Source organism: Pseudomonas sp. P1.8 (assembly GCF_001269805.1).
Classification (GTDB): Bacteria; Pseudomonadota; Gammaproteobacteria; order Pseudomonadales; family Pseudomonadaceae; genus Aquipseudomonas.
This window is the reverse complement of sequence record NZ_LHVM01000007.1, coordinates 579,554-599,589: the sequence shown is the minus strand read 5'-3', so window position 1 is coordinate 599,589 and position 20,036 is coordinate 579,554. Positions and strand designations below refer to the sequence as shown.

The window sequence follows — 20,036 nt, the reverse complement described above, 5'->3', positions numbered from 1 at the left end:
GGCAAGCCAGCTCCTACAGGTTCTGTGTGCGACATAAATCCACTGTAGGAGCTGGCTTGCCAGCGATGAGGCCCGACCAGACACCGCAACTTTCAGAGAGCCACCCCATGTCCGGACTCAAAAAAATCCTCATCGCCAACCGCGGTGAAATCGCCTGCCGCATCCAGCGCACCGCGCAGGCGCTGGGCTATCGCACGGTCGCTGTATTTAGCGATGCCGACACCGATGCGCTGCATGTGCAGATGGCGGACGAAGCGGTCAACATCGGCCCGGCCCCGGTGCAACATTCTTATCTGAACATTCCGGCAATCATCGACGCGGCTCGTCGCACAGGAGCGGACGCGATCCATCCTGGCTACGGCTTTCTCTCGGAAAACGCCGCGTTCGCCCGCGCCTGCCAGGCAGCGGGTCTCACCTTCATCGGCCCCAGCCCCGAAGCCATCGAATTGATGGGCAGCAAGCGCCTGTCGAAAATCGCCATGATTGAAGCCGGAGTGCCGTGCATCACCGGCTATCAAGGTGCACAACAGGATGACGCAAGCCTGAGCCGTGAAGCCGAGCGAATCGGCTATCCGCTGATGATCAAGGCCAGTGCCGGCGGCGGCGGTCGTGGCATGCGTCTGGTGCACGACGCAGCAAGCCTGCTTGAGCAGATTCGCACCGCGCGCTCTGAAGCCTTGAATGGCTTTGGCAACGATGAACTGATACTCGAACAAGCCTTGATCGAGCCTCGTCACGTCGAGATTCAACTGTTCGGCGATCAGCACGGCAACCTGATTTACCTTGGTGAACGCGATTGTTCGATCCAGCGTCGCCACCAGAAAATCATCGAAGAAGCACCCTGCCCGGTCATGACCACCGAATTGCGTCAGGCCATGGGTGAAGCGGCCCTCAAAGCCGGGCGAGCAGTAAATTATGTCGGCGCCGGCACGGTGGAATTTCTGCTGGACGCGCACGGCCGGTTTTACTTCCTGGAGATGAACACCCGGTTGCAAGTGGAGCATCCGGTCACCGAACTGATTACTGGATTAGACCTGGTTGCCTGGCAGCTGAAAGTGGCCGAAGGGCAAGCGCTGCCACTGCGTCAGGAGCAGGTGCAACTCAACGGGCACGCCATGGAAGCGCGCCTGTATGCAGAAGACCCTGCGCAAGGTTTCCTGCCGCAGACCGGACAGGTCACGGCGTGGGAACCGGCATTGCAGGATGGCGTGCGAATCGACCATGGTCTGATCGAAGGCCACACCGTCAGCCCGTTCTATGACCCGATGTTAGGCAAGATCATCGCTCACGGCGCCACGCGCGACGAGGCGCGGCGCAAGTTGTTGCGGGCGGTGCAAGACAGCGTGCTGCTGGGCTTGCACGGCAATCAGCGTTTGCTCACCAGTCTGCTGGAGCATCCGCAATTTGCCAGCGGCGAATTCAGCACCGGGTTCATCCCCCAACATTTTGCCGAGCATGCCTGTCTACATGCCCACGTGCCGAGCGCCGAACAATTGGCCGTTGCCGCGGCGCTGTTTTATCAGGCGTCGACGATGACGCACCCCGCTCCGCTGGCCGGTTGGCGCAACAACGCCAGCGTGCCGCTGCACTATCGTATGGGGCTGGAGGATCAAGACTGGTCGGTGCAATTGAACGCCGTACCGGGTGAGCCATTGCGGATTCAAGCCGCCAGTCAGCAGATTAATCTGAAGATCATCCAGTGCGACGGGCGCTGGGCCACCCTGGAAATCGACGGCATTCGCCAGCGTCATGCTTATCGTCTGGTGACCGGGCAACTTTGGCTGTTCACCCGGCCGGGCAGTTTGCGGTTGGAGGATCGCACCCAAGCGCCGGTCAGCACTCAGGCCAGTATCAGCACCGGCACCCTCAAGGCCCCCATGGATGGAGCGATTGTCGATGTACTGGTCAGAGAAGGCAGTTCTGTGACCAAAGGGCAACTGCTGGTGGTACTGGAAGCCATGAAAATGGAGCACCCGCTCAGGTCCGGCATCGACGGCGTGCTCAAGCGCTTGCAGGTACAGGTCGGCGATCAAGTCAAAAACCGCCAGATTCTGCTGGAGGTCGAATAAGCCGCTAGGCGGAACCGCCGGGTTTGGCTACGCTCAAGCGCTATCAAGACGCGGATATCAGGAACCCTGCAATGCCTCACTGGCTGGTCATCGATCTGGAAGCCACCACCGATGAGGGTGGCTGGCCGATAACGGAAATGGAAATCATCGAAATCGGCGCGACCCTGGTGGATAGCAAGGGGCGGGAGCTGGATCACTTCCAGCGTTTCGTCCGGCCGTTGCGGAGGCCCTTGCTGACGCCTTTTTGTCGGGATTTAACGCACATCACCCAAACCAACATCGATACCGCGCACCCGCTGGGCGAGGTCTGGCCAGCCTTTGAGCGCTGGCTTGGCCAACACCATACGCGCCTTGAAGGCTGGGTCAGCTGGGGCGATTACGACCGCAAACAATTACTGCAGGAGTGGCAACGACTGCAACTCGACAGCGTATTGGCCAACGTACCCCACATGAACCTCAAGCAGCGGTTTGCCAAGGCAAGGCGACTCGAACGTCCACTCGGGCTCAATGGCGCCCTGCAACTGGCAGGCCTGCAGTTCACCGGCCAGCAACACCGTGCGCTGGAAGATGCGCGCAATACTGCACGGCTTTTGCCGTTGGTTCTTCCGCTTTAGACAGGTGACGGCACCCAGGGCCTTGTGCATACTGGCCGGCCCTTTTAAGCCCTTTTCGAGGAATCGCCCATGTTTAAAGTCAACGAGTACTTCGACGGCACCGTCAAGTCGATCGCCTTTGGCACCGCAGAAGGTCCCGCGACCATCGGCGTCATGGCTCCGGGCGAATACGAATTCGGCACCAGCCAGCGTGAAATCATGCATGTGGTGAGCGGTGCACTGACAGTCAAACTGCCAGACAGCAGCGATTGGGAAACTTTCGCCGCCGGTAGCCAGTTCAACGTGCCTGCCAACAGCAAGTTCCAGCTCAAAGTGGCCGTCGACACCGCTTACCTGTGCGAATACCGCGGCTAATACCCTCGGCGTTTTACCGCACAAAAAAATGCCCGTGTCTCTGGACACGGGCATTTTTCATTTCTGCGACGACTATTCGAGAATCTCGACCGGCATGCCGACTTCAAGTCGGCCATTGCCATCGTTGACCAGGTTCTGGCCGAACATTGCACCGTCTGCTGTGGAGCGGTATTTCTGCAATGTCGCAAAGGGTTCTCGATCAATGCTGCGATCGCCGGTTTGCGGGTCAATGGTGGTCAGAATGCAGCGAGAGCACGGCTTGACCAAGCGGAACTCGATCTCGCCAATACGAATGCGCTTCCAGCCATCCTCGGCGAAGGCGTCGCTGCCCTCGATCACCAGATTCGGCCTGAAACGCAACATCTCCATCGGGCGCCCGACCTGCTGTGACAAGTTGTCCAAAGAGGCCTGGCCGATCAACAACAGCGGAAAACCATCGGCGAACGCCACTTGATCATCCTCATTGCCGAAGCCCGCCTGGGTGGTTCGTGCCCGCTCCAGTGGCACCTGCACCAGACGTGTCGGTTTACCGATGAAATCGCTGACCCAGGCCGCCGCCGCATCACCGGCATCGGGAACACGCAAGGTGTCACGCCAGATCGTCACGCCACGCAGCTCTGCGTCACTGCCGGGCAACGCCACATCCATCGACAATTGGCCCGGCGCATTGAGGGTCAATCCGCCTTGCGCGTTCCACAGGGCCGACAGTTGACTCATTTTCGCCACCGCGCGCTGGGTCAGGAAGCGACCACTGGGCTCATCGACCAGCATCCAGCGTCGATCTCCGTCCAGCCCCAATTTGTCGAGGCCGACCTGTTGCAAGATTTCGCCCCTGGCGGATTTCAACGGATAACGATAAAGCGCACTCAGACGCAACATGGCCGGCTCCCTGGATGGCAAAAATTCCACCCTATACGAGCTTGATCGCCGAATCAAAGAGCAAAAACCTGTAGGGGCGAGACGGCCCCCACCGTTGAGTGTGGTCCTGATCAGGCAGGCACTTCGTCAAGCATCAGGCGCTGGCGAACTACGTCGACGAGTTTGTCCGGCTGGAATTTGGACAGGAAGTTATCGCAGCCGACTTTCTTCACCATCGAGTCGTTGAAACTGCCCGACAAGGACGTGTGCAGCACCACATAAAGGCCACGCAGACGCGGATCGTTGCGAATTTCGGTGGTCAGGCGATAGCCATCCATTTCCGGCATCTCTGCATCGGTAAAGACCATCAGCAACTTGTCGGTCATGTGCACGCCGGTATCCGCCCAGGCCTTGAGCATGTTCAACGCCTTGAGACCATCGCTGGCGATGTGCATCTTCACGCCCAACTGTCCCAATGTGTCACGCAACTGTGCCAGCGCCACGTTCGAGTCATCCACCAGCAGCACTTCACGGCCCCGGGCGTGCTCCAGCACAGGATCCGCCAGCTTTTCACGGGATACCTTGGCGTTGTAAGGGACGATCTCGGCCAAGACCTTTTCCACATCGATGATCTCAACCAACTGATCGTCAACCTTGCTGATGGCCGTCAGATAATGCTGGCGACCGGCGCTGCTCGGCGGCGGCAGGATAGCTTCCCAGTTCATGTTGACGATGCGGTCCACGCCACCGACGAGGAATGCCTGCACAGAGCGGTTGTATTCAGTGACAATAATCGTACTGCCCGGCCCCGGCACCAGAGGACGCATGCCAATGGCCTGGGACAAGTCGATGACTGGCAAAGTCTGGCCACGCAGATTGACCACCCCGCACACGAAAGGATGGCGCTGAGGCATCAGGGTCAGCTTCGGCAACTGCAGGACTTCCTGCACTTTGAAGACGTTGATCGCGAACAATTGACGCCCGGCGAGGCGGAACATGAGAATTTCCAGGCGATTCTCACCCACCAGTTGCGTGCGTTGGTCTACCGTGTCGAGAATGCCGGCCATTGATCACTCCAGGTCTTGTTCGGATGAGTTCGCTTAAGGAAGGTTATCGGCCATGATTGCCGTTGCTTGACCCCTCTAAAATGCCACGCCGAAGCATTGATGTCACATTAACATCATGCTTTACTGGCTGCGTAATTGATATCCGCTACTTCCGCGCGCAACGACCATAGTTTGTGCGTTAGGTTCCGCTGCATAAGGGATTCCCCTAGCAACAATCAGGTGCAACCTGATATTCGCAATATCCAATAGCCATTAATGTGACGCCATTCTCATTGCATGAACGGAGTCAGGCTTTTGTGTGCAACCGCAGGTAAGTGGACAACCACCCTCTCGTGTTTCTCAGCCTGCCTCCAGGCCGATTCACCCGACTGCGTCTTCGTCGGCACACACGACATCCCCTCAGTTCAAATGACGTTGTGGAGATAATCATGCCGAACAACCGTAAAGAGTGGGCTCAGCGAATCCCGGAATTTCTTGTCGAGGCTGAAACGCTCCTGGGTAAAACCGAGGAATGCCTGTGTCATCTGCAACTGATCAGCAATGACAAGGATGCCATCGATTGCATGCTCAGCACGCTGCTAAAGCTGGCCAACAGGGCTGATGCACTGGCATTGGCCGCTGTGTCGGAATTCTCGCTGCACATCCATGAACTGCTCAACCACGCTCAGAATCACATGAGCCTGCACGACGAGGCACTGAGTGCGCTTAAAGACTGCCTGACCCTGATCGCCTGGCAACTCGAACTCATTGACCAGACCACAGGCCAGCTCAGCCTCGATGAAAGTGAACAGGCGACACTGATCGCAGCTTTTGCCTTTCAGGTAGGACAAGGCCATTTTCAGCCTCCTCTCAACTCCAAGCCATTCACGATCATTTCCTACTCGGAACGGCAAGCCTGAGACTCCCGACATTGCCGCAAAGCAGACGTTAATGTGCCTTGGCTACTGGCACCTACTTGCTTAGATGGCGCATTTGATTACTTCATATCCATAAACGACAGTCATTGACTGACAGCTGCTCCTTTCGATTATGAAGTACCCCCTTCCTGCCCAGGGTTGTGCCTGATATCAGTAATGGCATCGGCCACGCTTTTTCCATTTTGGAATCATCGTCCAAAGTTCGATTTTCCTGGCTTCATGGACATTAACCCATGCGCGACCAACGGTTTCTTAGGTGCTATTATGCCGCCCATTAGTTGACGCCAATTAATGGTGGTGTGAGTGCATGCTTCACAAGCCGATGAAAGAAGGCTGTGGTCAATCAAAATGCACATGCCGTTGAAGTCGATGCTCCACCGGACAAAACAGAGACTTGTCGACTTGACCGGTCTGCCCGCAAGCGAACATTCATTGGCTTCATCCGTTATGCACGCCAGCCTCAAGTCGATCATCACGTGGCCACCCTCCCGAGAAAATGCACGTAGGTTCACGCTGTTGCTTTGTGCCTGCTCCACACTCGGCAGCTTGTGGGCCTATAGTCTTGCCATTCGCTTGCCACTCGGTCTACTGCTGCTCAACGCTGCCGCGCTGGCCGGCGTCTGGGTGCAATACCACCTCTCGCGTAAATCTATAAAATTCCAGCCCCAGGAACTGGCAGACCGCCTGTTACAGGTTCAGGAAAATGAGCGTCACCGGCTGAGCCGGGAGCTGCATGACGACATTGGCCAGTTGCTGACCGCCGCCAAGCTGCAAAGCGACTGGCTCAAGCGGCGCATGCCCGAAGAACTCCACGGACAATGCTCGGTATTGTTCGACACGCTGGAAGAGACGCTGGCCAAAGTTCGTGATGTCTCCGCTATCCTCAATCCCCGGCAGTTGGCCAGCCTGGGACTGGAGGCCAGTCTGCGTGCGCACCTGCTCAAGACCCTGACCAATACCCAAGTGCACTGGAGCCTGGAATGTCACCAGCGTCTGACCGGAATACCGGAAGAAATGGCCGTGGCGGCATTCCGTATCACCCAGGAAGCGGTCACCAACATCTTGCGACATGCTCAGGCCAGGAATTTGCTGGTTTGCCTGCAACGCCTGCCGCAAGGCCTGATGTTACACATCCGGGATGACGGTCAGGGATTTGCACCTGCCGCAGATCCTGGTCGTGAAGGTCAACGCGGAATGGCCGGGATGTCGGAGCGGATCGATCAATTGGGCGGGACACTGACCGTTTCCAGCACACCGGGCAAAGGCACTCAAATCGAAGCTCTCTTCCCGTGGGCACCTCGTGCGCTGGAACGGGCCAGTTCGAATAAGGTTATGCATTGACTTGTAACTTACTTCTGGTGGATGACCACTCGCTGATCAGGGCTGGCGTGCGCGCCCTGGTAATGGATATTCCCGGCTACGCCGTCATTGGAGAAGCTAATGACGGGGCGCAGTTGCTTGAACTGGTCGAGCAATTGAATCCGGATATTGTCCTGCTGGACATTTCCATGCGGCACACCGGAGGCCTGGAAGCACTGCAACAACTCAAACGCGTGCGACCGCAAAGCAAGGTGCTGATCCTGTCCATGCACACCGATCCGGCACTCATCATGCAGGCATTGGAATCCGGCGCCCACGGCTACCTGCTCAAGGACACCACGGCCACCGAGCTCGAGCATGCACTGGAGGCCTTGCGTAACAACGAGCGCTACCTGAGCCCGGCCATCGCCCATACGGTTATCAATCAGGCTTTGACCCGTCACCAGAATAATCAGCCGGACACTTGCGACTCGCATAATCTGACTGCGCGCCAACTGGAAATCCTGCGGCTGATCGTTCGCGGAAAATCCACCCGGGAAATCGCCAACGGCCTTGGCCTGAGCGTCAAGACCGTCGAAACCCATCGTTCACAGATCATGAAACGCTTGCAGATCTACGACGTGGCAGGCCTGGTGCTGTTTGCAGTGCGTGAACACATCATCAGTCTGGACGATTAGCTCCTTCCCGGGTACTCAGCAGCGGTGAGGCTTCAGGCAGATGCACCCGCAACGCCCCTGGACGCACCGAGAACCGCAGACTGTCACCTTCCAACGGTTCGCCGTCCAGGTTGATGTAAAGCCCTTCCGAAACCTTGATCTCGATCCAGGGCAAGCGGGCGCGTACGAACAGACTGTCGATGCCGAATCCCTCGGTCAGCAGGTTTTTCAACGTGCCGACCACTTCCTGCGGCGCAGGCAGGATACTGATGTCCAGCAATCCGTCATCTACCAGGGCTTCAGGGCACAGCACCCGTCCCCCACCGGCCTGTCTTCCATTACCGATACCCAATGCCAACAGATCGCCTTGCCAGTGAAAGTCCGGTCCCTGCAACTCACCGTAAGCTGCATGTAGCTCGCTGAAGCGTGAAAGGCCGGTAAACAGATAGGCCGCGCCACCGAGGATTTTTTTCAAATCTTCCGAGGTGTTCGCCGTCACCTGGCTGCCAAAGCCTCCCGTGGCCATGTTCAGAAATATCTGCCCACCCACCTCCCCCAGATCAATCGCACTTGGTGAAGCGTCGAGAAGCTCGAGCGCCAGAGCGGGTTCAAGCGGGACACCCGCTGCGCGCGCAAAATCATTGGCGGTGCCCAATGGCATCAGCACCAGACTGGCATCGGTCGATTGCGCGGCCATGGCTTCGGCGATATCACGCAAGGTACCGTCGCCGCCCCCAGCGATAATCTGTCGATACCCCTGCGCCAATGCCTGCGCCACCATCCGCTGGGCATCGCCGGCTTCCCAGGTCAATCGAACAGCCAATTCCCAGCCTTTTTCGCGCTTGCCTTGAACAGCAGCGCGCACTTCTTCGTTGAGCGCCTGCTTGCCATGCAGAATCAATAGCGCCTTGCGTTCGCTCATTTGGTTTCTCCCGGAATTAATGCCCTCTGGGAAATGTGACCTCATCACACCCAATAAAAGTCGCTTGGAGTCGAATTAATTCCAGCGGGCATTTTGATCCGGCACCCCAATGCGGGACTTTTCTTACAAAACGTGGTGAATTGGCTCAATTGACCAGGAAAGAGGATTGGTTCAGTTTGAGTCGGCAGCTTTCAGTTATCAGGATCAAACACATGGACGTGCCATTGCCAAGCCAACAGATCAAGTCATCGGCCATTCAGGCCCTGGCGCTCGCAGAAGAACGCGCTGGCCCCCGAGCAGAGCCCGCAGACAGCGCAAAAGCCACTGGAGAAGATCATATGGAACTTCGTGTCACCGAGCTGGAATCACACCTCAAATACATACGTCGAGACATGGAAGAAGTTCGGGCTGATATCCAGTCCATCAAGCACCGACTTGCCTATTCGGCCGGCGGGACGGCGGTGCTCCTTGGGCTGCTCGGCTGGATCGCGAATAGCCGATTCGAGCAGGTTGTAGCCCTGTTGCTGACTCATTGACGCCTTGTGAACGCAAGCCCGGCTCGGTCGACCCGGCCTCGCATTCAGGGGAGCAGCAATAATCAGCCCAATACTTCACTTAACGGAATGAAGTTCACGCTGTCTCCGCGAACCAGCGTGCGTCCCTCCAACACCTCAACCAAACCATCGGCCCAGGCGGCACTGCGCAGTACGCCGGAACTCTGGTTTGTGTAGATAACGGCTTGGCCGCTTTCAAGGCGTCCGCGCAAGTACTCTCGCCGGTTGCCGGCCTGTGACCAGTCAAACCCTGCAGGAACGCGCACTTTAAGCGGCTCAACCTCTTGCACACCCAATCGGCGCAGGAGGTAAGGTCGGGCCAATAACGCGAAGGTCACCAGCGTTGACGCCGGATTGCCCGGCAGGCCGATCACGGGAACGCCGCGAAAATGTCCGAACGTCAGTGGCTTGCCGGGTTTGATAGCAAGTTTCCAAAGCGTCAGTTCACCTTCTTCGCGCAAGGCGATCCCCAGAAAATCGGCTTCACCTACTGATACACCGCCCGTCGAGAGAATCAGATCGACGTTATTCAACTCACCCAATCGGGCACGCGTAGTTTCCAGATTGTCCGCAAGAATGCCCGCATCGATGACTTCACAACCCAACCGCTGCAACCAGCTGCAGAGCAACACACGATTGCTGTTATAGATCTGCCCCGGTCCCAGTTCCTGCCCCGGTTCAATCAATTCATCACCAGTGGACAGCACCGCAACACGTATCTTGCGAATGACTTCCAGCTCTGCACAGCCCAAAGAGGCCGCCAATCCCTGCTCGATTGGCCCCATGCGTGTGCCTGCCGGCAGTATCAGCTCACCGGCCCTGGTTTCCTGGCCCTGCGGGCGAATGTTCTGCCCCTGGATCATGACTTCGGTAAAACGCACTCGCGCATCATCCAGGACTTCGGCGTTTTCCTGCATTTCGACACAATCGGCACCGGCGGGCACAGGTGCCCCGGTGAAAATTCGCGCGCACGTCCCGGGCGCCAGGGGAACAGGAGCCTGTCCGGCAAAAATCTTCTGGCTGACGACCAGCGGCTCGCCCGTCCAATCCGCCACACGCAAGGCATAACCGTCCATGGCACTGTTAGGCCAGGGTGGCAGGTCCAGCGTTGAAAGCAGATCCCCAGCCAGCACACGCCCCTGCACCTGCGCCAGCGGCAAGCGTTCACGCTCGAAAACCCTTGAGTCTTCAGCCATTTCAAGCAAGCGTGCCAATGCCACTTCGACGGGCATCAGACTGCCGGTCTTGCCAGGCTTACCCACGGGATTCACAAGGGGCAGCCTGTTTCAAATGGGTCACGAAATTGCAAGGGCGATGCCGCGAATCCAGTTGCTCACCAAGAATGCCATCCCACCCTGTGCGCACGGCGCTGGTCGAACCCGGCAAGCAGCAAACCAGCGTGCCGTTAGCCAGACCGGCCAACGCCCGGGACTGAACAGTCGAGGTACCGATGTCAGCCACCGATATCTGACGGAACAGTTCACCGAAACCATCTACCTGCTTGTCCAGCAGGCAACTCACCGCTTCCGGCGTACTGTCACGCCCGGTAAACCCTGTGCCGCCGGTGATCAGCACGACTTGCACGACATCGTCAGCGATCCAGTGAGCCACTTGCGCACGAATTTTGTAGAGGTCATCTTTGAGCAGAACCCGGGCAGCGAGGTTATGGCCGGCAGCGGTCAGGCGGTCGACGAAGACCTGGCCGGATGTATCGGTTTCCAGGGTACGGGTATCGCTGACAGTCAGTACGGCGATGTTCAGCGGTGCGAAAGGCACATCAGCCTTGGCTTTCATAGGCTCGTCCAGTTGTAGGAGAAACAGCCCGGTGTTATATCACAGCGCCCCCTTTTTGCGCCGCCTCCATGGAGATCCGCCATGACCCCAAATACACAGCTGCCGCCCTGTTCCATACTGCTCCTGGCGGGTGGCCGCGGCCAACGGATGGGCGGTCAGGATAAAGGCTTACTGGAATGGCACGGCGAGCCGCTGATTGCTCATCTGTATCAAAAGACCCGCGCGATGACCGATGACCTGATCATCTCCTGCAACCGCAATCTGGAGAAATACGCGCCCTATGCCGACCGGTTGGTCCATGACGATGAAGGTGACTTCCCCGGCCCGCTGGCCGGGATCCGAGCAGGTCTGAACGCCGCTCGCCATCCACATCTTCTGGTATTGCCGTGCGACGTTCCGCGTGTTGATGCGCAGCTGCTCGACAGCATGCTCAATACCGCGCAACTGCATCCAGACAAACCGTTGATGCTGCGGCATGACGAGCACTGGGAACCGCTCTTGTGCGTGATACCCGTGATGCTCAAGGCAGCGTTCGAAACCGCCTGGAATGAGGGTGAACGCAGTCCCGGGCGCCTGATGCGCAAGCTCGGTGCGACCGCACTGCAATGCCCTGACAATGACCCTCGGCTGGCCAACCTTAATACACCAGAATTGCTAAGCACTGACTACACTGTGACAGAGTGACATTACCCAAGGAACTTGCTCGTGCTGTTTACGTCTCAAGCTCGGCAAGCAAAAGAATTCCCATTCGGAGACACACACATGACACAACGGACCCTCGCCACTTTCATGCTCGCACTTGGCCTCGCGACCCTTGCCGGTTGTGCATCGCCGACGGTGATCACTTTGAACGACGGTCGCGAAATCCAGGCCGTCGACGCACCGCACTACGACGAGGAATCGGGTTTCTACGAGTTCGAGCAGCTGGATGGCAAGCAAACCCGCATCAACAAGGATCAGGTTCGTACCGTCAAGGAGCTGTAATCGAGGACGCGTTTCCCAAAACAGAAAAGCCCGCCGGTTGCGGGCTTTTTCGTGTTCGGGGCAAAACTTCGTTGGCTGTACAAATCACCAATTCAGGGTGATTTCACTCTCGAATGCTCTTTCCTGGCCTGTTACCGGATCGATGAACTTCAGACCCTGCGCCAGCAGTTTCAGTGGGTTGGCGTAGTCATCTTGCGCATCCTTGAGTACCACGGGATAAAACGGATCGTTGCAGATGCTGGCTCCCAGAGCCGTCATATGCACCCGTAGCTGGTGTTTCTTGCCGGTCACTGGATACAACCCATACCGCCAGAGATCACCCTGTTTCTCCCTGACCTCCACAGCTGTTTCAGTATTGCTTGCCCCCGGCCCTTCCTTCATGCGAAAGAACGGTTCGCCATCGACAAGCCGGCTTTTATGGACCAATGGGAAAACATGTTGCGGTAATGCCCCAGCGATTGCCTCATAGCGCTTTTCGATCTGGCGCGTCGGAAACAACGACTGATAGGCCGAACGACTTTGCGGGTTGGCAGAAAACAGCACCAGCCCAGCGGTATGCCGATCAATACGATGCAACGGAACCAGATGCGGATTATCCAGCCTACGGATCAAACGTCTGAGAAGCGTCTGCTCCACATATTCACCCGCCGGAGTCACCGGCAAAAAATGTGGTTTGTCGGCAACCACCAGATGCTCGTCCGCATACAAAATCGATTCGGTTACCGGGATCGGTTTTTCGTCCGGGACTTCTCGGAAATAGTGAATGCGCAAACCTTCCTTGTAAGCAAGATCCAGGGCGATCGGCAGGCCTTGACCATCCAGGACGCGACCACGAGCGATTCTGTCCAGCCATTGTTCGCGGCCGATGGCGCTGAAGTGTTCACACAGGCAATCGAGTACGGTCAACCAAGGGCCCGGCGGCAGATAAAGCGTGCTGGCCTGGTTGTGTGCCGCGGAAAAAGAAGAAGTGGACATACAAACGCTCTAACCTCAATACAGGGCGGCATTATCCAACAGCTGTGAGAATGAGCCCAGAAGAGAATCCTCAGGCCGAAATCTGCTTCAGTGCTGCCGCTTCCGTGTACTCCTTGAGCCAGCGCAACACATCGACCGCCTCCCAGCGAACCGGATCGTAGAGTGCATACAACAAACCCTCATAGCCGACGACGTCCAGTTGCCGGTGATAGCCCGCGCGCTGGAACAACGCTTCGATTTCTGCGAAACAGGTATTGAAATGGGTTTTGTTGAAGGGCGTCTTGCGCTCGGTCACCAGCCCGTCCAGCTGTAACTCAAGGACCGCTTCGCGCACGACCTCGGCGGACATGCGGTTCACGCTGTTCTTCAATTGTTCGACATTGACCACGATTCATCCCTCTCACACCTGGACCTGAATACCCCAACCTGAACATCAGGAGCGGCACAGCAGGCATAGCGAATAACTGTATGAGCATACAGTATCCGAACAACACCCGATAAGCCAAGGGGAACCATCGTAAAGTTCGACAGGCGGAACACCACGAACGAAAAAAACCGCTTAACGCAGGAAGCAAACCACTTCATCGGCGCTGAATGGCCAGCCTAGTTCGGCGCCGGTATCCACCCGTCGAAGTACCGGGATTCGCAAGCTGTACGCTGCGAACCACGTTTCGTCCTCAGCGATATCCACCAGCTCCACCAGCAGTCCGCGTTCGACGAACTCCATCAGCATGGCTTCAGCCACTTCACAGAGATGACACCCTAGGGTGCCGAACAACTGACATTCAGGAGGCATGAGTGCTCAACCGGAAAATTGAGTGACCATTCTAGGCCCGACCCGAAAAACCGTCGAGCCAAAGAACCCGGAACACAAGCGCCAGAAGGCAACTCAATCCTGACTCACAGCACCGATCTTGTGGATCGACAGGTCCGCGCCGTAGTACTCCTCTTCCTGGCTCAGGCGCAGTCCATGAAACGCTTTGATAATGCCGTACACAGTGAACCCACCGATCAGTGCAACCAAAACGCCCAGTGCTGTGCCGATCAACTGGCTGATCATGCTGACCCCGCCCAAACCGCCCAAGGCACTTTGGCCGAAGATGCCACAGGCAATCCCGCCCCACGCACCGCACAAACCATGCAACGGCCACACGCCCAACACATCGTCGATGTGCCATTTGCCTTGGGCGGCAGTGAAGCACCAGACGAACAGCGCGCCAGCGATTGCCCCGGTCACCAACGCTCCCACAGGGTGCATCAGGTCAGAACCGGCACAGATCGCCACCAGTCCCGCCAGTGGGCCGTTATGCAGGAAGCCCGGGTCATTGCGGCCAACGATCAGTGCGGCCATCGTGCCGCCGACCATGGCCATCAACGAGTTCACTGCCACCAGGCCACTGACACCCTGCAAGGTTTGCGCGCTCATCACGTTGAAGCCGAACCAGCCGACAATCAGGATCCAGGAGCCCAAGGCCAGAAACGGAATGCTCGATGGCGCGAACGCGACCAGTCGTCCTTCCCGATAGCGGCCATTTCGCGGCCCGAGCAACAAGACCGCCGCCAATGCCAGCCAACCGCCCATGGCATGAACCACTACAGAACCAGCGAAATCATGGAAACTGGCGCCAAAGCGCTCCAGCAACCAGACTTGCAGTCCAAGGTTGCCATTCCAGACCATGCCTTCAAAGAACGGATAAATGAAGGCCACGATCAACACGGTTGCACATAACTGCGGCACAAACCGCGCACGCTCGGCAATGCCGCCGGAAATGATCGCTGGAATCGCTGCTGCAAAGGTCAGCAGAAAGAAGAATTTGACCAGCCCGTAGCCATGATCGGCGTTGAGTTCAGCCGCCGGGTGCAAGAAGGTCACCCCATAGGAAATCCAATAGCCTATAAAGAAGTAGGCGAGGGTCGACACGGCGAAGTCGCTGAGGATTTTCGACAGCGCATTGACCTGGTTCTTTTGTCGGACCGTCCCGACTTCCAGAAAGGCAAAACCGGCGTGCATGGCCAGGACCATGACCGCGCCGATCAAAATAAACAGCGTGTTGGAGCTATGGACCAGACTGTCCACAGCGCTTTGCAGATTTTCCATGGGTTGGCAGACCTTATGGCTGAAAAAAGCACCAAAGCAGTTCGCGTGGGCTGTCCATGCACCAAGTTGCAGCTTCGAAGATCAGCGCGCAGATCCGGTTGAACCGGTTTGGCGCACTGTTTGTGTCAAGGTCACAACATGGCCCTGACGTTTGCGGCGATTTCTGTTTATTGGTGTTACGGTTTGACTGAATTCCTGCCCGGCGATAGCGCAGGACGCAGAGTGACGCACCACGACATAGCAAAAGTTGTACCAGTGATTTGTACTGAACCTTCGCCGAAGGCTCATACTCGAACGCTTCAGAACGCCACTTATATGGAGATCACCCATGGCCAGCCTCAAGGCAAAGACTGCTCAAGAAATCCTGATGAACGACTTCCAGACCCTGGTCAGCGACACCGAACGGTTGCTCGAACACACCGCCACCCTGGCGGGTGATCAGGCCGATGAGTTGCGCGAGCAGATCCACGACAGTCTTTTGCGCGCCCGCGAAACCTTGAAACTGACCGAGGACTCCCTGCGCGAACGCGGCCAGGCTGCAGTAAGCGCGACCGAAGAGTACGTCCAGGCCAATCCTTGGCAATCCGTCGGAATCGCGGCCGGCGTGGGTTTCCTGATTGGTCTGCTGGCCAGTCGCCGCTGATATGGCTATTGATGAAATCGGCTCGTCTGCGACGGGCACAAGCTCCTCATCGCGGCGCCTGGCTGCCGCATTCCTCGGACTGCTGCACAGCCATGTTGAACTGTTCGGCATTGAACTGCAGGAACAAAAAGCTCGTACCGTAAGCCTCTTGCTCTTCGCAGGGCTGGCATTGGTATTTGCATTGCTGTTACTGGTGGGGCTGTCGACGCTCGTGTTGATACTGTTTTGGGACACTTATCGTCTACCCGCCATCATCGGACTCTGTGTGTTCTACACCCTCGCGGCGATCTTTTGCGGGATCCGCCTGAGATCGGCGATTTTTGATGAGTCTTCACCCTTCCATGGGACGCTTGAAGAGTTGGCCAATGATCGGGAGCGCCTGTTGCCATGAACCTGCCTGAATTGCCACGCAACAGCTCGCGTGCGGAAATGCGCAAGGCACTGATCCGCCTGCGCATGGAGATGCATCGCCAGGAAATCCGTCATGAATCGCGGCAACTGCTGCAACCCCTGCATCGTGTGCGCGGGATGACGCAAAATCTGCAGGAAGGTCTTGGCATCAAGCACGCGCCACTTTGGGGTGTGGCCGCTGTCACCCTGTTGGGTTTTCTGACTGGCAAGGGGGCAAAAAACGGCGGTGGCATCAATAGCCTCACCCGATTGATCCGTCTCGGCACCACGCTGGGTCCGCTGATCAAGCTGATCGTTCAGGGCTCTTCGCGAAAAAACTGATCACTCGCCTTCTGGCGATAATAGCGGGACGCCTTTCTTTATAGAGGAAGGCAATCCCTTGCACCTGTTCAATGGCGACAATCCGCTGCTCATCGAAATCGATACCTGCGGACAGTCGTTCCGCTTGCAGGTCCCGCCCCGAGACGGGAAGCCAGGCCATCTGACATGGAGTGCGTACCCTGCTTACACGCGAACGCCTCGGAAAAACGCTGCGCAACCTTGAACTAATTGGCAGATCAACATTAGCAACTCAACGCTCTCCGCCCATTCCATTAAATTGGCGAGCCAAGTGCATAGCGTAGTTATCTGTCATACCACTCACGTAATCCAGAACCTGCATGATTGCACCGTACTCCCTGGAAACACCCGCATGACCATCTAAATTTTTCAAGTCCAACCCAAAAAGCTCAACCACCCTTCTCGTTTTGGAATCAGCTACACCGCCCTTTCTGACATAATCCAAAGCAGCAGAGCAGCTAACATTAAGCAACGTAGAAATGGTGCTATAAGCCCCGATTTCTAACTCAACCTTGCGCGGGTGTTGGAAAATTTCATCTCGGGCAAGACCTTTGGCAGCTGTTACACATTCACGCACGTTCTTATCACAGAGGTCCAAGATACCTAATACCGTGCCAGTCATGATTTCATTGTGGTTATTCATGAAAGCTGCCGCTCCAGCATCTACGAAAGCTGAAATGACCTTTCCGCGAACCATGGAGAGCCTTCGACCCACCTTCATGCCCTGGATTTCTTTGACAAGCTGATTTTTCTGGTGGTCACCAAGGACAAGGCACAAGATTTCAAAGACCTTATCCCACTCAAGGATGCCCATCTCTACACCATCTTCCAAATCAAGAATGGCGTAGCAGAAGTCATCAGAGACCTCCATCAGATTAGCCAGCGGATGACGGCACCGCCAACCATCACCCAGTTTCAACAAACCAGTCGCATCGGCCACTTCATTGAACAAATCCAACTCAGAGCAGTAAATACCGTATTTGTTCTGGAGAGGTCTTTGCAGGTTTATAGCATCACCCGACAGCCAGGGATACTTAATGAAAGCCCCCAATGACGCATAGGTCAGGCGCATCCCTCCTTCATACGGATGATACTCTGAGGTGGTTAAAACCCTAAACCCTTGGGCATTACCTTCAAATCGACGCAAATCAGTAGCTTCATTGAATGGCAAGTGTTCAATCATCTTTGCTCCAACATCATTGGAGAACCAGTGACGAATAGCTTCTTCACCTGTATGTCCAAATGGAGGGTTACCAATGTCATGAGCCAAACAAGCAGTTTGGACAATATCACCAATATCAGAAGCTGAATGTTGCCCAGGGATAAGTCTTTCATTCAGCAGCTCTTGGCCTACTCTCACGCCCAACGTGCGACCAACGCAAGCGACTTCCAGGCTGTGTGTGAGTCGATTATGAACATGGTCATTGGTAGCGAGAGGATGAACCTGAGTCTTCCTTGCGAGCCGCCTGAAAGCCCCGGAAAAAACAACCTTGTCATGATCCGAGTGGAAAGGTGAACGGCCCAGCTCAGATTTAGGAGGCCGGCCGCCAAGACGAGTGTTATTCAGCAACTTATCCCAACTCATACTTTCCATGACAGCCTCTCAAACCACTTATATAATACCCGACATAATAGCTTATTTGGATTACATTTCAAAATCCATTTATAACCCTAAACTCAAGACGCCCCCAAAGACTTGATTTTCAGCCCGCCAATCGCTATCTATTCACAATAACAAACCGCCCTACCCTACCAATTTAAAAACGAACTCAACTTCAGACCTACCACACGAAAATATTTATCAAACCGCTGTGCTTTTTTTCAGAAAACAACTTTCATTTACTTTGATGTGTCATTGAAGAACTGACGCGTCACAACCCTTAAGCTCAACAACACCAGAAGTCTGCGCGGCGAACCAATCGAGCAGCTGACCAACGCTGCTGCCCGCGCCTGTTTTGACCAACAAGGCACGCCGCAGGTGTCACTTGAAGTTACCGACCGTTCCAACCTCTAATTGAGTTTCGATAGATCGGCCATATCACCCTACTTTATGGCGGATCCCCCCTCTCAGTTTTAAATACACTCAAGTCTAACGGAATCGCCCTACAGCTCACGCCGAGCAAACTGATCGCAAAGTCGGCGTTTATCAGGGAACAATCAGCCTCCCTCTGTTCGACAGATGAGAGTGTTCCATGGCTGACGACGATCTACGCATTCTCCTGGTGGAAGACCACCCCTTCCAGCTCAGAGCGACTCAATACTTGCTGGAAAGTTATGGTTTCACCCAATTGACCGCCACCGACAGTGCCAAAGGCGCCATGCAAAAAATGCTCGGAGCCGCGCAACCCTTTGATATTCTTTTATGTGATCAATGCTTACCTGACTTGACTGGGCTCGACCTGGTGCAGTTCGCCAGTCATCGCGGAATGATCAGACAAGCCATTCTTCTCAGCAGCCTGACATCTACTGAGTTGGACGGGCTCGAGAAACAAGCGACTGAATACGGACTGCCATTGCTCGGATACTTGATCAAACCACTGAAACAAACAGAATTCAGAAATTTATTGACCTTGGCAACATTATAAAAAACACCACCAAAACAGCAGATAACTAATCCTCATAAAGCTTACAAGAGATGACACCCAAGACCACGGATAATTTGTGTGATCTTTCAAGATTTCTTATAAAAAACCCAGTTGCCATGTAGTCCGCTTCTCCTTCGAGTGTAGGATGTTTCCTATATTGATGCTACAGGTCAGTCCGTTCACACGTGAGCCAAACCATCTGAGCTAAGGTGCGCGCTTTATCTGAGCTCGCATGGGATTTTATTATGAACTCCGTTTTTATTGTCGATGACCACCCAGTCATCCGCCTTGCCGTTCGAATGTTACTGGAACACGAAGGTTACAAAGTTGTCGGCGAAACGGATAACGGGGTCGACGCTATGCAAATGGTTCGCGAATGCATGCCTGACCTCGTCATTCTCGACATCAGCATCCCGAAGCTGGACGGTCTGGAAGTACTTTCCCGTTTCAATGCCATGAGTACCCCGCTGAAAACACTCGTATTGACAGCACAATGCCCGACACTTTTCGGCATTCGCTGCATGCAGTCAGGAGCCTCTGGTTATGTGTGCAAACAAGAGGACCTGAGTGAACTCGTCAGTGCGATTAAAGCGGTGTTATCAGGTTACAACTACTTTCCCAGCGAAGCCTTGAATCCCGTGCGTGGCGATGAAGCACGCTGCGCCGAACTGGAGCTCTTCAAGTCGGTGAACGACCGGGAACTGATGGTGCTGCAACTTTTTGCACAAGGGCGCACCAACAAGGAAATTGCCAAAGGCATGTTCCTCAGCAACAAGACCGTGAGTACTTATAAAAAAAGACTCATGCAAAAACTCAAGGCCAAATCTCTGGTTGAACTCATTGAGATGGCAAAACGCAACGCACTTGTGTGAGAGC

At 55.7% G+C, this 20,036-nt stretch carries 24 protein-coding genes; 14 read left to right on the top strand and 10 right to left on the bottom strand.

Features of this window, described 5'->3' with window-relative positions:
• Nucleotides 1-107: 107 nt before the first annotated feature.
• The 3 genes from AD668_RS06610 (at nt 108) to AD668_RS06600 (ending at nt 3,037) form a co-directional block, all read left to right on the top strand.
• Nucleotides 108-2,069: an acetyl/propionyl/methylcrotonyl-CoA carboxylase subunit alpha gene (locus tag AD668_RS06610; protein ID WP_053155938.1), complete on the top strand. Its 1,962-nt coding sequence runs from the start codon at nt 108-110 to the stop codon at nt 2,067-2,069.
• A 71-nt stretch (nt 2,070-2,140) separates the two neighbouring features.
• Complete coding sequence (locus AD668_RS06605; protein ID WP_053155935.1) at nt 2,141-2,683, top strand: exonuclease domain-containing protein; 543 nt, start codon at nt 2,141-2,143, stop codon at nt 2,681-2,683.
• Nucleotides 2,684-2,752: 69 nt separating this feature from the next.
• Nucleotides 2,753-3,037 (top strand): pyrimidine/purine nucleoside phosphorylase, encoded by a 285-nt coding sequence (locus AD668_RS06600; protein WP_007940055.1) that lies wholly within the window; start codon nt 2,753-2,755, stop codon nt 3,035-3,037.
• Nucleotides 3,038-3,109: 72 nt separating this feature from the next.
• Here the strand turns inward: AD668_RS06600 and AD668_RS06595 are convergent, their stop codons facing one another.
• Both AD668_RS06595 and AD668_RS06590 read right to left on the bottom strand, forming a co-directional pair.
• The gene (locus AD668_RS06595) at nt 3,110-3,916 is read right to left on the bottom strand and encodes an MOSC domain-containing protein (RefSeq protein WP_053155932.1); all 807 of its coding nucleotides are present in this window, start codon (nt 3,914-3,916) and stop codon (nt 3,110-3,112) included.
• A gap of 110 nt (nt 3,917-4,026) precedes the next feature.
• Nucleotides 4,027-4,962: a chemotaxis protein CheV gene (locus AD668_RS06590; protein ID WP_053155929.1), complete on the bottom strand. Its 936-nt coding sequence runs from the start codon at nt 4,960-4,962 to the stop codon at nt 4,027-4,029.
• A 428-nt stretch (nt 4,963-5,390) separates the two neighbouring features.
• Here AD668_RS06590 and AD668_RS06585 point away from each other — a divergent pair, with 428 nt between their 5' ends.
• The 3 genes from AD668_RS06585 (at nt 5,391) to AD668_RS06575 (ending at nt 7,876) form a co-directional block, all read left to right on the top strand.
• Nucleotides 5,391-5,861 (top strand): hypothetical protein, encoded by a 471-nt coding sequence (locus tag AD668_RS06585; protein ID WP_053155926.1) that lies wholly within the window; start codon nt 5,391-5,393, stop codon nt 5,859-5,861.
• Nucleotides 5,862-6,326: 465 nt separating this feature from the next.
• The gene (locus tag AD668_RS06580) at nt 6,327-7,220 is read left to right on the top strand and encodes a sensor histidine kinase (protein ID WP_053155923.1); all 894 of its coding nucleotides are present in this window, start codon (nt 6,327-6,329) and stop codon (nt 7,218-7,220) included.
• Nucleotides 7,217-7,876, top strand: coding sequence for a response regulator transcription factor (locus AD668_RS06575; RefSeq protein WP_053155919.1), 660 nt, complete (start codon nt 7,217-7,219; stop codon nt 7,874-7,876). The genes AD668_RS06580 and AD668_RS06575 overlap by 4 nt, the downstream gene beginning before the upstream one ends.
• Here the strand turns inward: AD668_RS06575 and yegS are convergent.
• Nucleotides 7,860-8,777 carry a lipid kinase YegS gene (gene yegS / locus AD668_RS06570; RefSeq protein ID WP_053155915.1) on the bottom strand — a complete coding sequence of 306 codons (918 nt, stop codon included), beginning with the start codon at nt 8,775-8,777 and terminating at the stop codon, nt 7,860-7,862. The two genes, AD668_RS06575 and yegS, sit on opposite strands and share 17 nt — an antisense overlap.
• Nucleotides 8,778-8,989: 212 nt before the next feature.
• On the opposite strand from yegS, the gene AD668_RS29845 reads away from it, so the two are divergent.
• Entirely contained in the window at nt 8,990-9,313 is a 324-nt protein-coding gene (locus tag AD668_RS29845) for a hypothetical protein (RefSeq protein ID WP_256220578.1), read from the top strand.
• A 62-nt stretch (nt 9,314-9,375) separates the two neighbouring features.
• On the opposite strand, the gene glp is transcribed toward AD668_RS29845, so the two are convergent.
• Both glp and moaB read right to left on the bottom strand, forming a co-directional pair.
• Nucleotides 9,376-10,563 (bottom strand): gephyrin-like molybdotransferase Glp, encoded by a 1,188-nt coding sequence (gene glp, locus AD668_RS06560; protein ID WP_172681797.1) that lies wholly within the window; start codon nt 10,561-10,563, stop codon nt 9,376-9,378.
• A 22-nt stretch (nt 10,564-10,585) separates the two neighbouring features.
• Complete coding sequence (gene moaB, locus AD668_RS06555) at nt 10,586-11,125, bottom strand: molybdenum cofactor biosynthesis protein B (protein ID WP_053155908.1); 540 nt, start codon at nt 11,123-11,125, stop codon at nt 10,586-10,588.
• 81 nt (nt 11,126-11,206) lie between these two features.
• On the opposite strand from moaB, the gene mobA reads away from it, so the two are divergent.
• Both mobA and AD668_RS06545 read left to right on the top strand, forming a co-directional pair.
• On the top strand, nt 11,207-11,809 hold the full coding sequence (mobA, locus tag AD668_RS06550; protein WP_053155904.1) for a molybdenum cofactor guanylyltransferase MobA: 603 nt from the start codon (nt 11,207-11,209) through the stop codon (nt 11,807-11,809).
• A gap of 78 nt (nt 11,810-11,887) precedes the next feature.
• Nucleotides 11,888-12,109, top strand: a complete 222-nt coding sequence (locus tag AD668_RS06545) for a YgdI/YgdR family lipoprotein (RefSeq protein WP_053155902.1) — start codon at nt 11,888-11,890, stop codon at nt 12,107-12,109.
• An 84-nt stretch (nt 12,110-12,193) separates the two neighbouring features.
• Here the strand turns inward: AD668_RS06545 and AD668_RS06540 are convergent, their stop codons facing one another.
• The 4 genes from AD668_RS06540 to AD668_RS06525 form a co-directional block, all read right to left on the bottom strand.
• Nucleotides 12,194-13,084 carry a pseudouridine synthase gene (locus AD668_RS06540; RefSeq protein WP_053155899.1) on the bottom strand — a complete coding sequence of 297 codons (891 nt, stop codon included), beginning with the start codon at nt 13,082-13,084 and terminating at the stop codon, nt 12,194-12,196.
• A 70-nt stretch (nt 13,085-13,154) separates the two neighbouring features.
• Entirely contained in the window at nt 13,155-13,472 is a 318-nt protein-coding gene (locus AD668_RS06535; protein ID WP_053155896.1) for a transcriptional regulator, read from the bottom strand.
• Nucleotides 13,473-13,643: 171 nt separating this feature from the next.
• Nucleotides 13,644-13,880, bottom strand: coding sequence for a glutaredoxin family protein (locus AD668_RS06530; RefSeq protein ID WP_053155893.1), 237 nt, complete (start codon nt 13,878-13,880; stop codon nt 13,644-13,646).
• Between the two features lie 93 nt (nt 13,881-13,973).
• The gene (locus AD668_RS06525) at nt 13,974-15,182 is read right to left on the bottom strand and encodes an ammonium transporter (RefSeq protein WP_053155888.1); all 1,209 of its coding nucleotides are present in this window, start codon (nt 15,180-15,182) and stop codon (nt 13,974-13,976) included.
• Between the two features lie 328 nt (nt 15,183-15,510).
• On the opposite strand from AD668_RS06525, the gene AD668_RS06520 reads away from it, so the two are divergent.
• Genes AD668_RS06520 through AD668_RS06510 form a run of 3 tightly spaced genes read left to right on the top strand, consistent with a single transcriptional unit; the run spans nt 15,511 to nt 16,557 of the window.
• On the top strand, nt 15,511-15,825 hold the full coding sequence (locus tag AD668_RS06520) for a YqjD family protein (RefSeq protein ID WP_053155885.1): 315 nt from the start codon (nt 15,511-15,513) through the stop codon (nt 15,823-15,825).
• A gap of 1 nt (nt 15,826) precedes the next feature.
• Complete coding sequence (locus AD668_RS06515; protein ID WP_053155882.1) at nt 15,827-16,216, top strand: phage holin family protein; 390 nt, start codon at nt 15,827-15,829, stop codon at nt 16,214-16,216.
• Nucleotides 16,213-16,557 (top strand): hypothetical protein, encoded by a 345-nt coding sequence (locus AD668_RS06510; protein ID WP_053155879.1) that lies wholly within the window; start codon nt 16,213-16,215, stop codon nt 16,555-16,557. The genes AD668_RS06515 and AD668_RS06510 overlap by 4 nt, the downstream gene beginning before the upstream one ends.
• 250 nt (nt 16,558-16,807) lie before the next feature.
• On the opposite strand, the gene AD668_RS06505 is transcribed toward AD668_RS06510, so the two are convergent.
• The gene (locus AD668_RS06505) at nt 16,808-18,169 is read right to left on the bottom strand and encodes a deoxyguanosinetriphosphate triphosphohydrolase (protein ID WP_256220577.1); all 1,362 of its coding nucleotides are present in this window, start codon (nt 18,167-18,169) and stop codon (nt 16,808-16,810) included.
• A gap of 598 nt (nt 18,170-18,767) precedes the next feature.
• Here AD668_RS06505 and AD668_RS06500 point away from each other — a divergent pair.
• Both AD668_RS06500 and AD668_RS06495 read left to right on the top strand, forming a co-directional pair.
• Nucleotides 18,768-19,160 carry a response regulator gene (locus tag AD668_RS06500; RefSeq protein WP_053155876.1) on the top strand — a complete coding sequence of 131 codons (393 nt, stop codon included), beginning with the start codon at nt 18,768-18,770 and terminating at the stop codon, nt 19,158-19,160.
• A 245-nt stretch (nt 19,161-19,405) separates the two neighbouring features.
• Nucleotides 19,406-20,032 carry a response regulator transcription factor gene (locus AD668_RS06495; RefSeq protein ID WP_053155873.1) on the top strand — a complete coding sequence of 209 codons (627 nt, stop codon included), beginning with the start codon at nt 19,406-19,408 and terminating at the stop codon, nt 20,030-20,032.
• Nucleotides 20,033-20,036 lie beyond the last annotated feature (4 nt).

Bases quoted from the DNA above. Each gene is read 5' to 3' on its own strand.
- AD668_RS06595 (WP_053155932.1), bottom strand. From the start codon at position 3,916: ATGTTGCGTCTGAGTGCGCTTTATCGTTATCCGTTGAAATCCGCCAGG.
- AD668_RS06510 (WP_053155879.1), top strand. From the start codon at position 16,213: ATGAACCTGCCTGAATTGCCACGCAACAGCTCGCGTGCGGAAATGCGC.
- AD668_RS06600 (WP_007940055.1), top strand. From the start codon at position 2,753: ATGTTTAAAGTCAACGAGTACTTCGACGGCACCGTCAAGTCGATCGCC.
- AD668_RS06525 (WP_053155888.1), bottom strand. From the start codon at position 15,182: ATGGAAAATCTGCAAAGCGCTGTGGACAGTCTGGTCCATAGCTCCAAC.
- AD668_RS06610 (WP_053155938.1), top strand. From the start codon at position 108: ATGTCCGGACTCAAAAAAATCCTCATCGCCAACCGCGGTGAAATCGCC.
- AD668_RS06530 (WP_053155893.1), bottom strand. From the start codon at position 13,880: ATGCCTCCTGAATGTCAGTTGTTCGGCACCCTAGGGTGTCATCTCTGT.
- yegS (WP_053155915.1), bottom strand. From the start codon at position 8,777: ATGAGCGAACGCAAGGCGCTATTGATTCTGCATGGCAAGCAGGCGCTC.
- AD668_RS06515 (WP_053155882.1), top strand. From the start codon at position 15,827: ATGGCTATTGATGAAATCGGCTCGTCTGCGACGGGCACAAGCTCCTCA.
- AD668_RS06540 (WP_053155899.1), bottom strand. From the start codon at position 13,084: ATGTCCACTTCTTCTTTTTCCGCGGCACACAACCAGGCCAGCACGCTT.
- AD668_RS06590 (WP_053155929.1), bottom strand. From the start codon at position 4,962: ATGGCCGGCATTCTCGACACGGTAGACCAACGCACGCAACTGGTGGGT.
- AD668_RS06505 (WP_256220577.1), bottom strand. From the start codon at position 18,169: ATGGAAAGTATGAGTTGGGATAAGTTGCTGAATAACACTCGTCTTGGC.
- glp (WP_172681797.1), bottom strand. From the start codon at position 10,563: ATGCCCGTCGAAGTGGCATTGGCACGCTTGCTTGAAATGGCTGAAGAC.
- AD668_RS06580 (WP_053155923.1), top strand. From the start codon at position 6,327: ATGCACGCCAGCCTCAAGTCGATCATCACGTGGCCACCCTCCCGAGAA.
- AD668_RS06585 (WP_053155926.1), top strand. From the start codon at position 5,391: ATGCCGAACAACCGTAAAGAGTGGGCTCAGCGAATCCCGGAATTTCTT.
- AD668_RS06495 (WP_053155873.1), top strand. From the start codon at position 19,406: ATGAACTCCGTTTTTATTGTCGATGACCACCCAGTCATCCGCCTTGCC.
- AD668_RS06545 (WP_053155902.1), top strand. From the start codon at position 11,888: ATGACACAACGGACCCTCGCCACTTTCATGCTCGCACTTGGCCTCGCG.
- AD668_RS29845 (WP_256220578.1), top strand. From the start codon at position 8,990: ATGGACGTGCCATTGCCAAGCCAACAGATCAAGTCATCGGCCATTCAG.
- AD668_RS06520 (WP_053155885.1), top strand. From the start codon at position 15,511: ATGGCCAGCCTCAAGGCAAAGACTGCTCAAGAAATCCTGATGAACGAC.
- moaB (WP_053155908.1), bottom strand. From the start codon at position 11,125: ATGAAAGCCAAGGCTGATGTGCCTTTCGCACCGCTGAACATCGCCGTA.
- mobA (WP_053155904.1), top strand. From the start codon at position 11,207: ATGACCCCAAATACACAGCTGCCGCCCTGTTCCATACTGCTCCTGGCG.
- AD668_RS06500 (WP_053155876.1), top strand. From the start codon at position 18,768: ATGGCTGACGACGATCTACGCATTCTCCTGGTGGAAGACCACCCCTTC.
- AD668_RS06605 (WP_053155935.1), top strand. From the start codon at position 2,141: ATGCCTCACTGGCTGGTCATCGATCTGGAAGCCACCACCGATGAGGGT.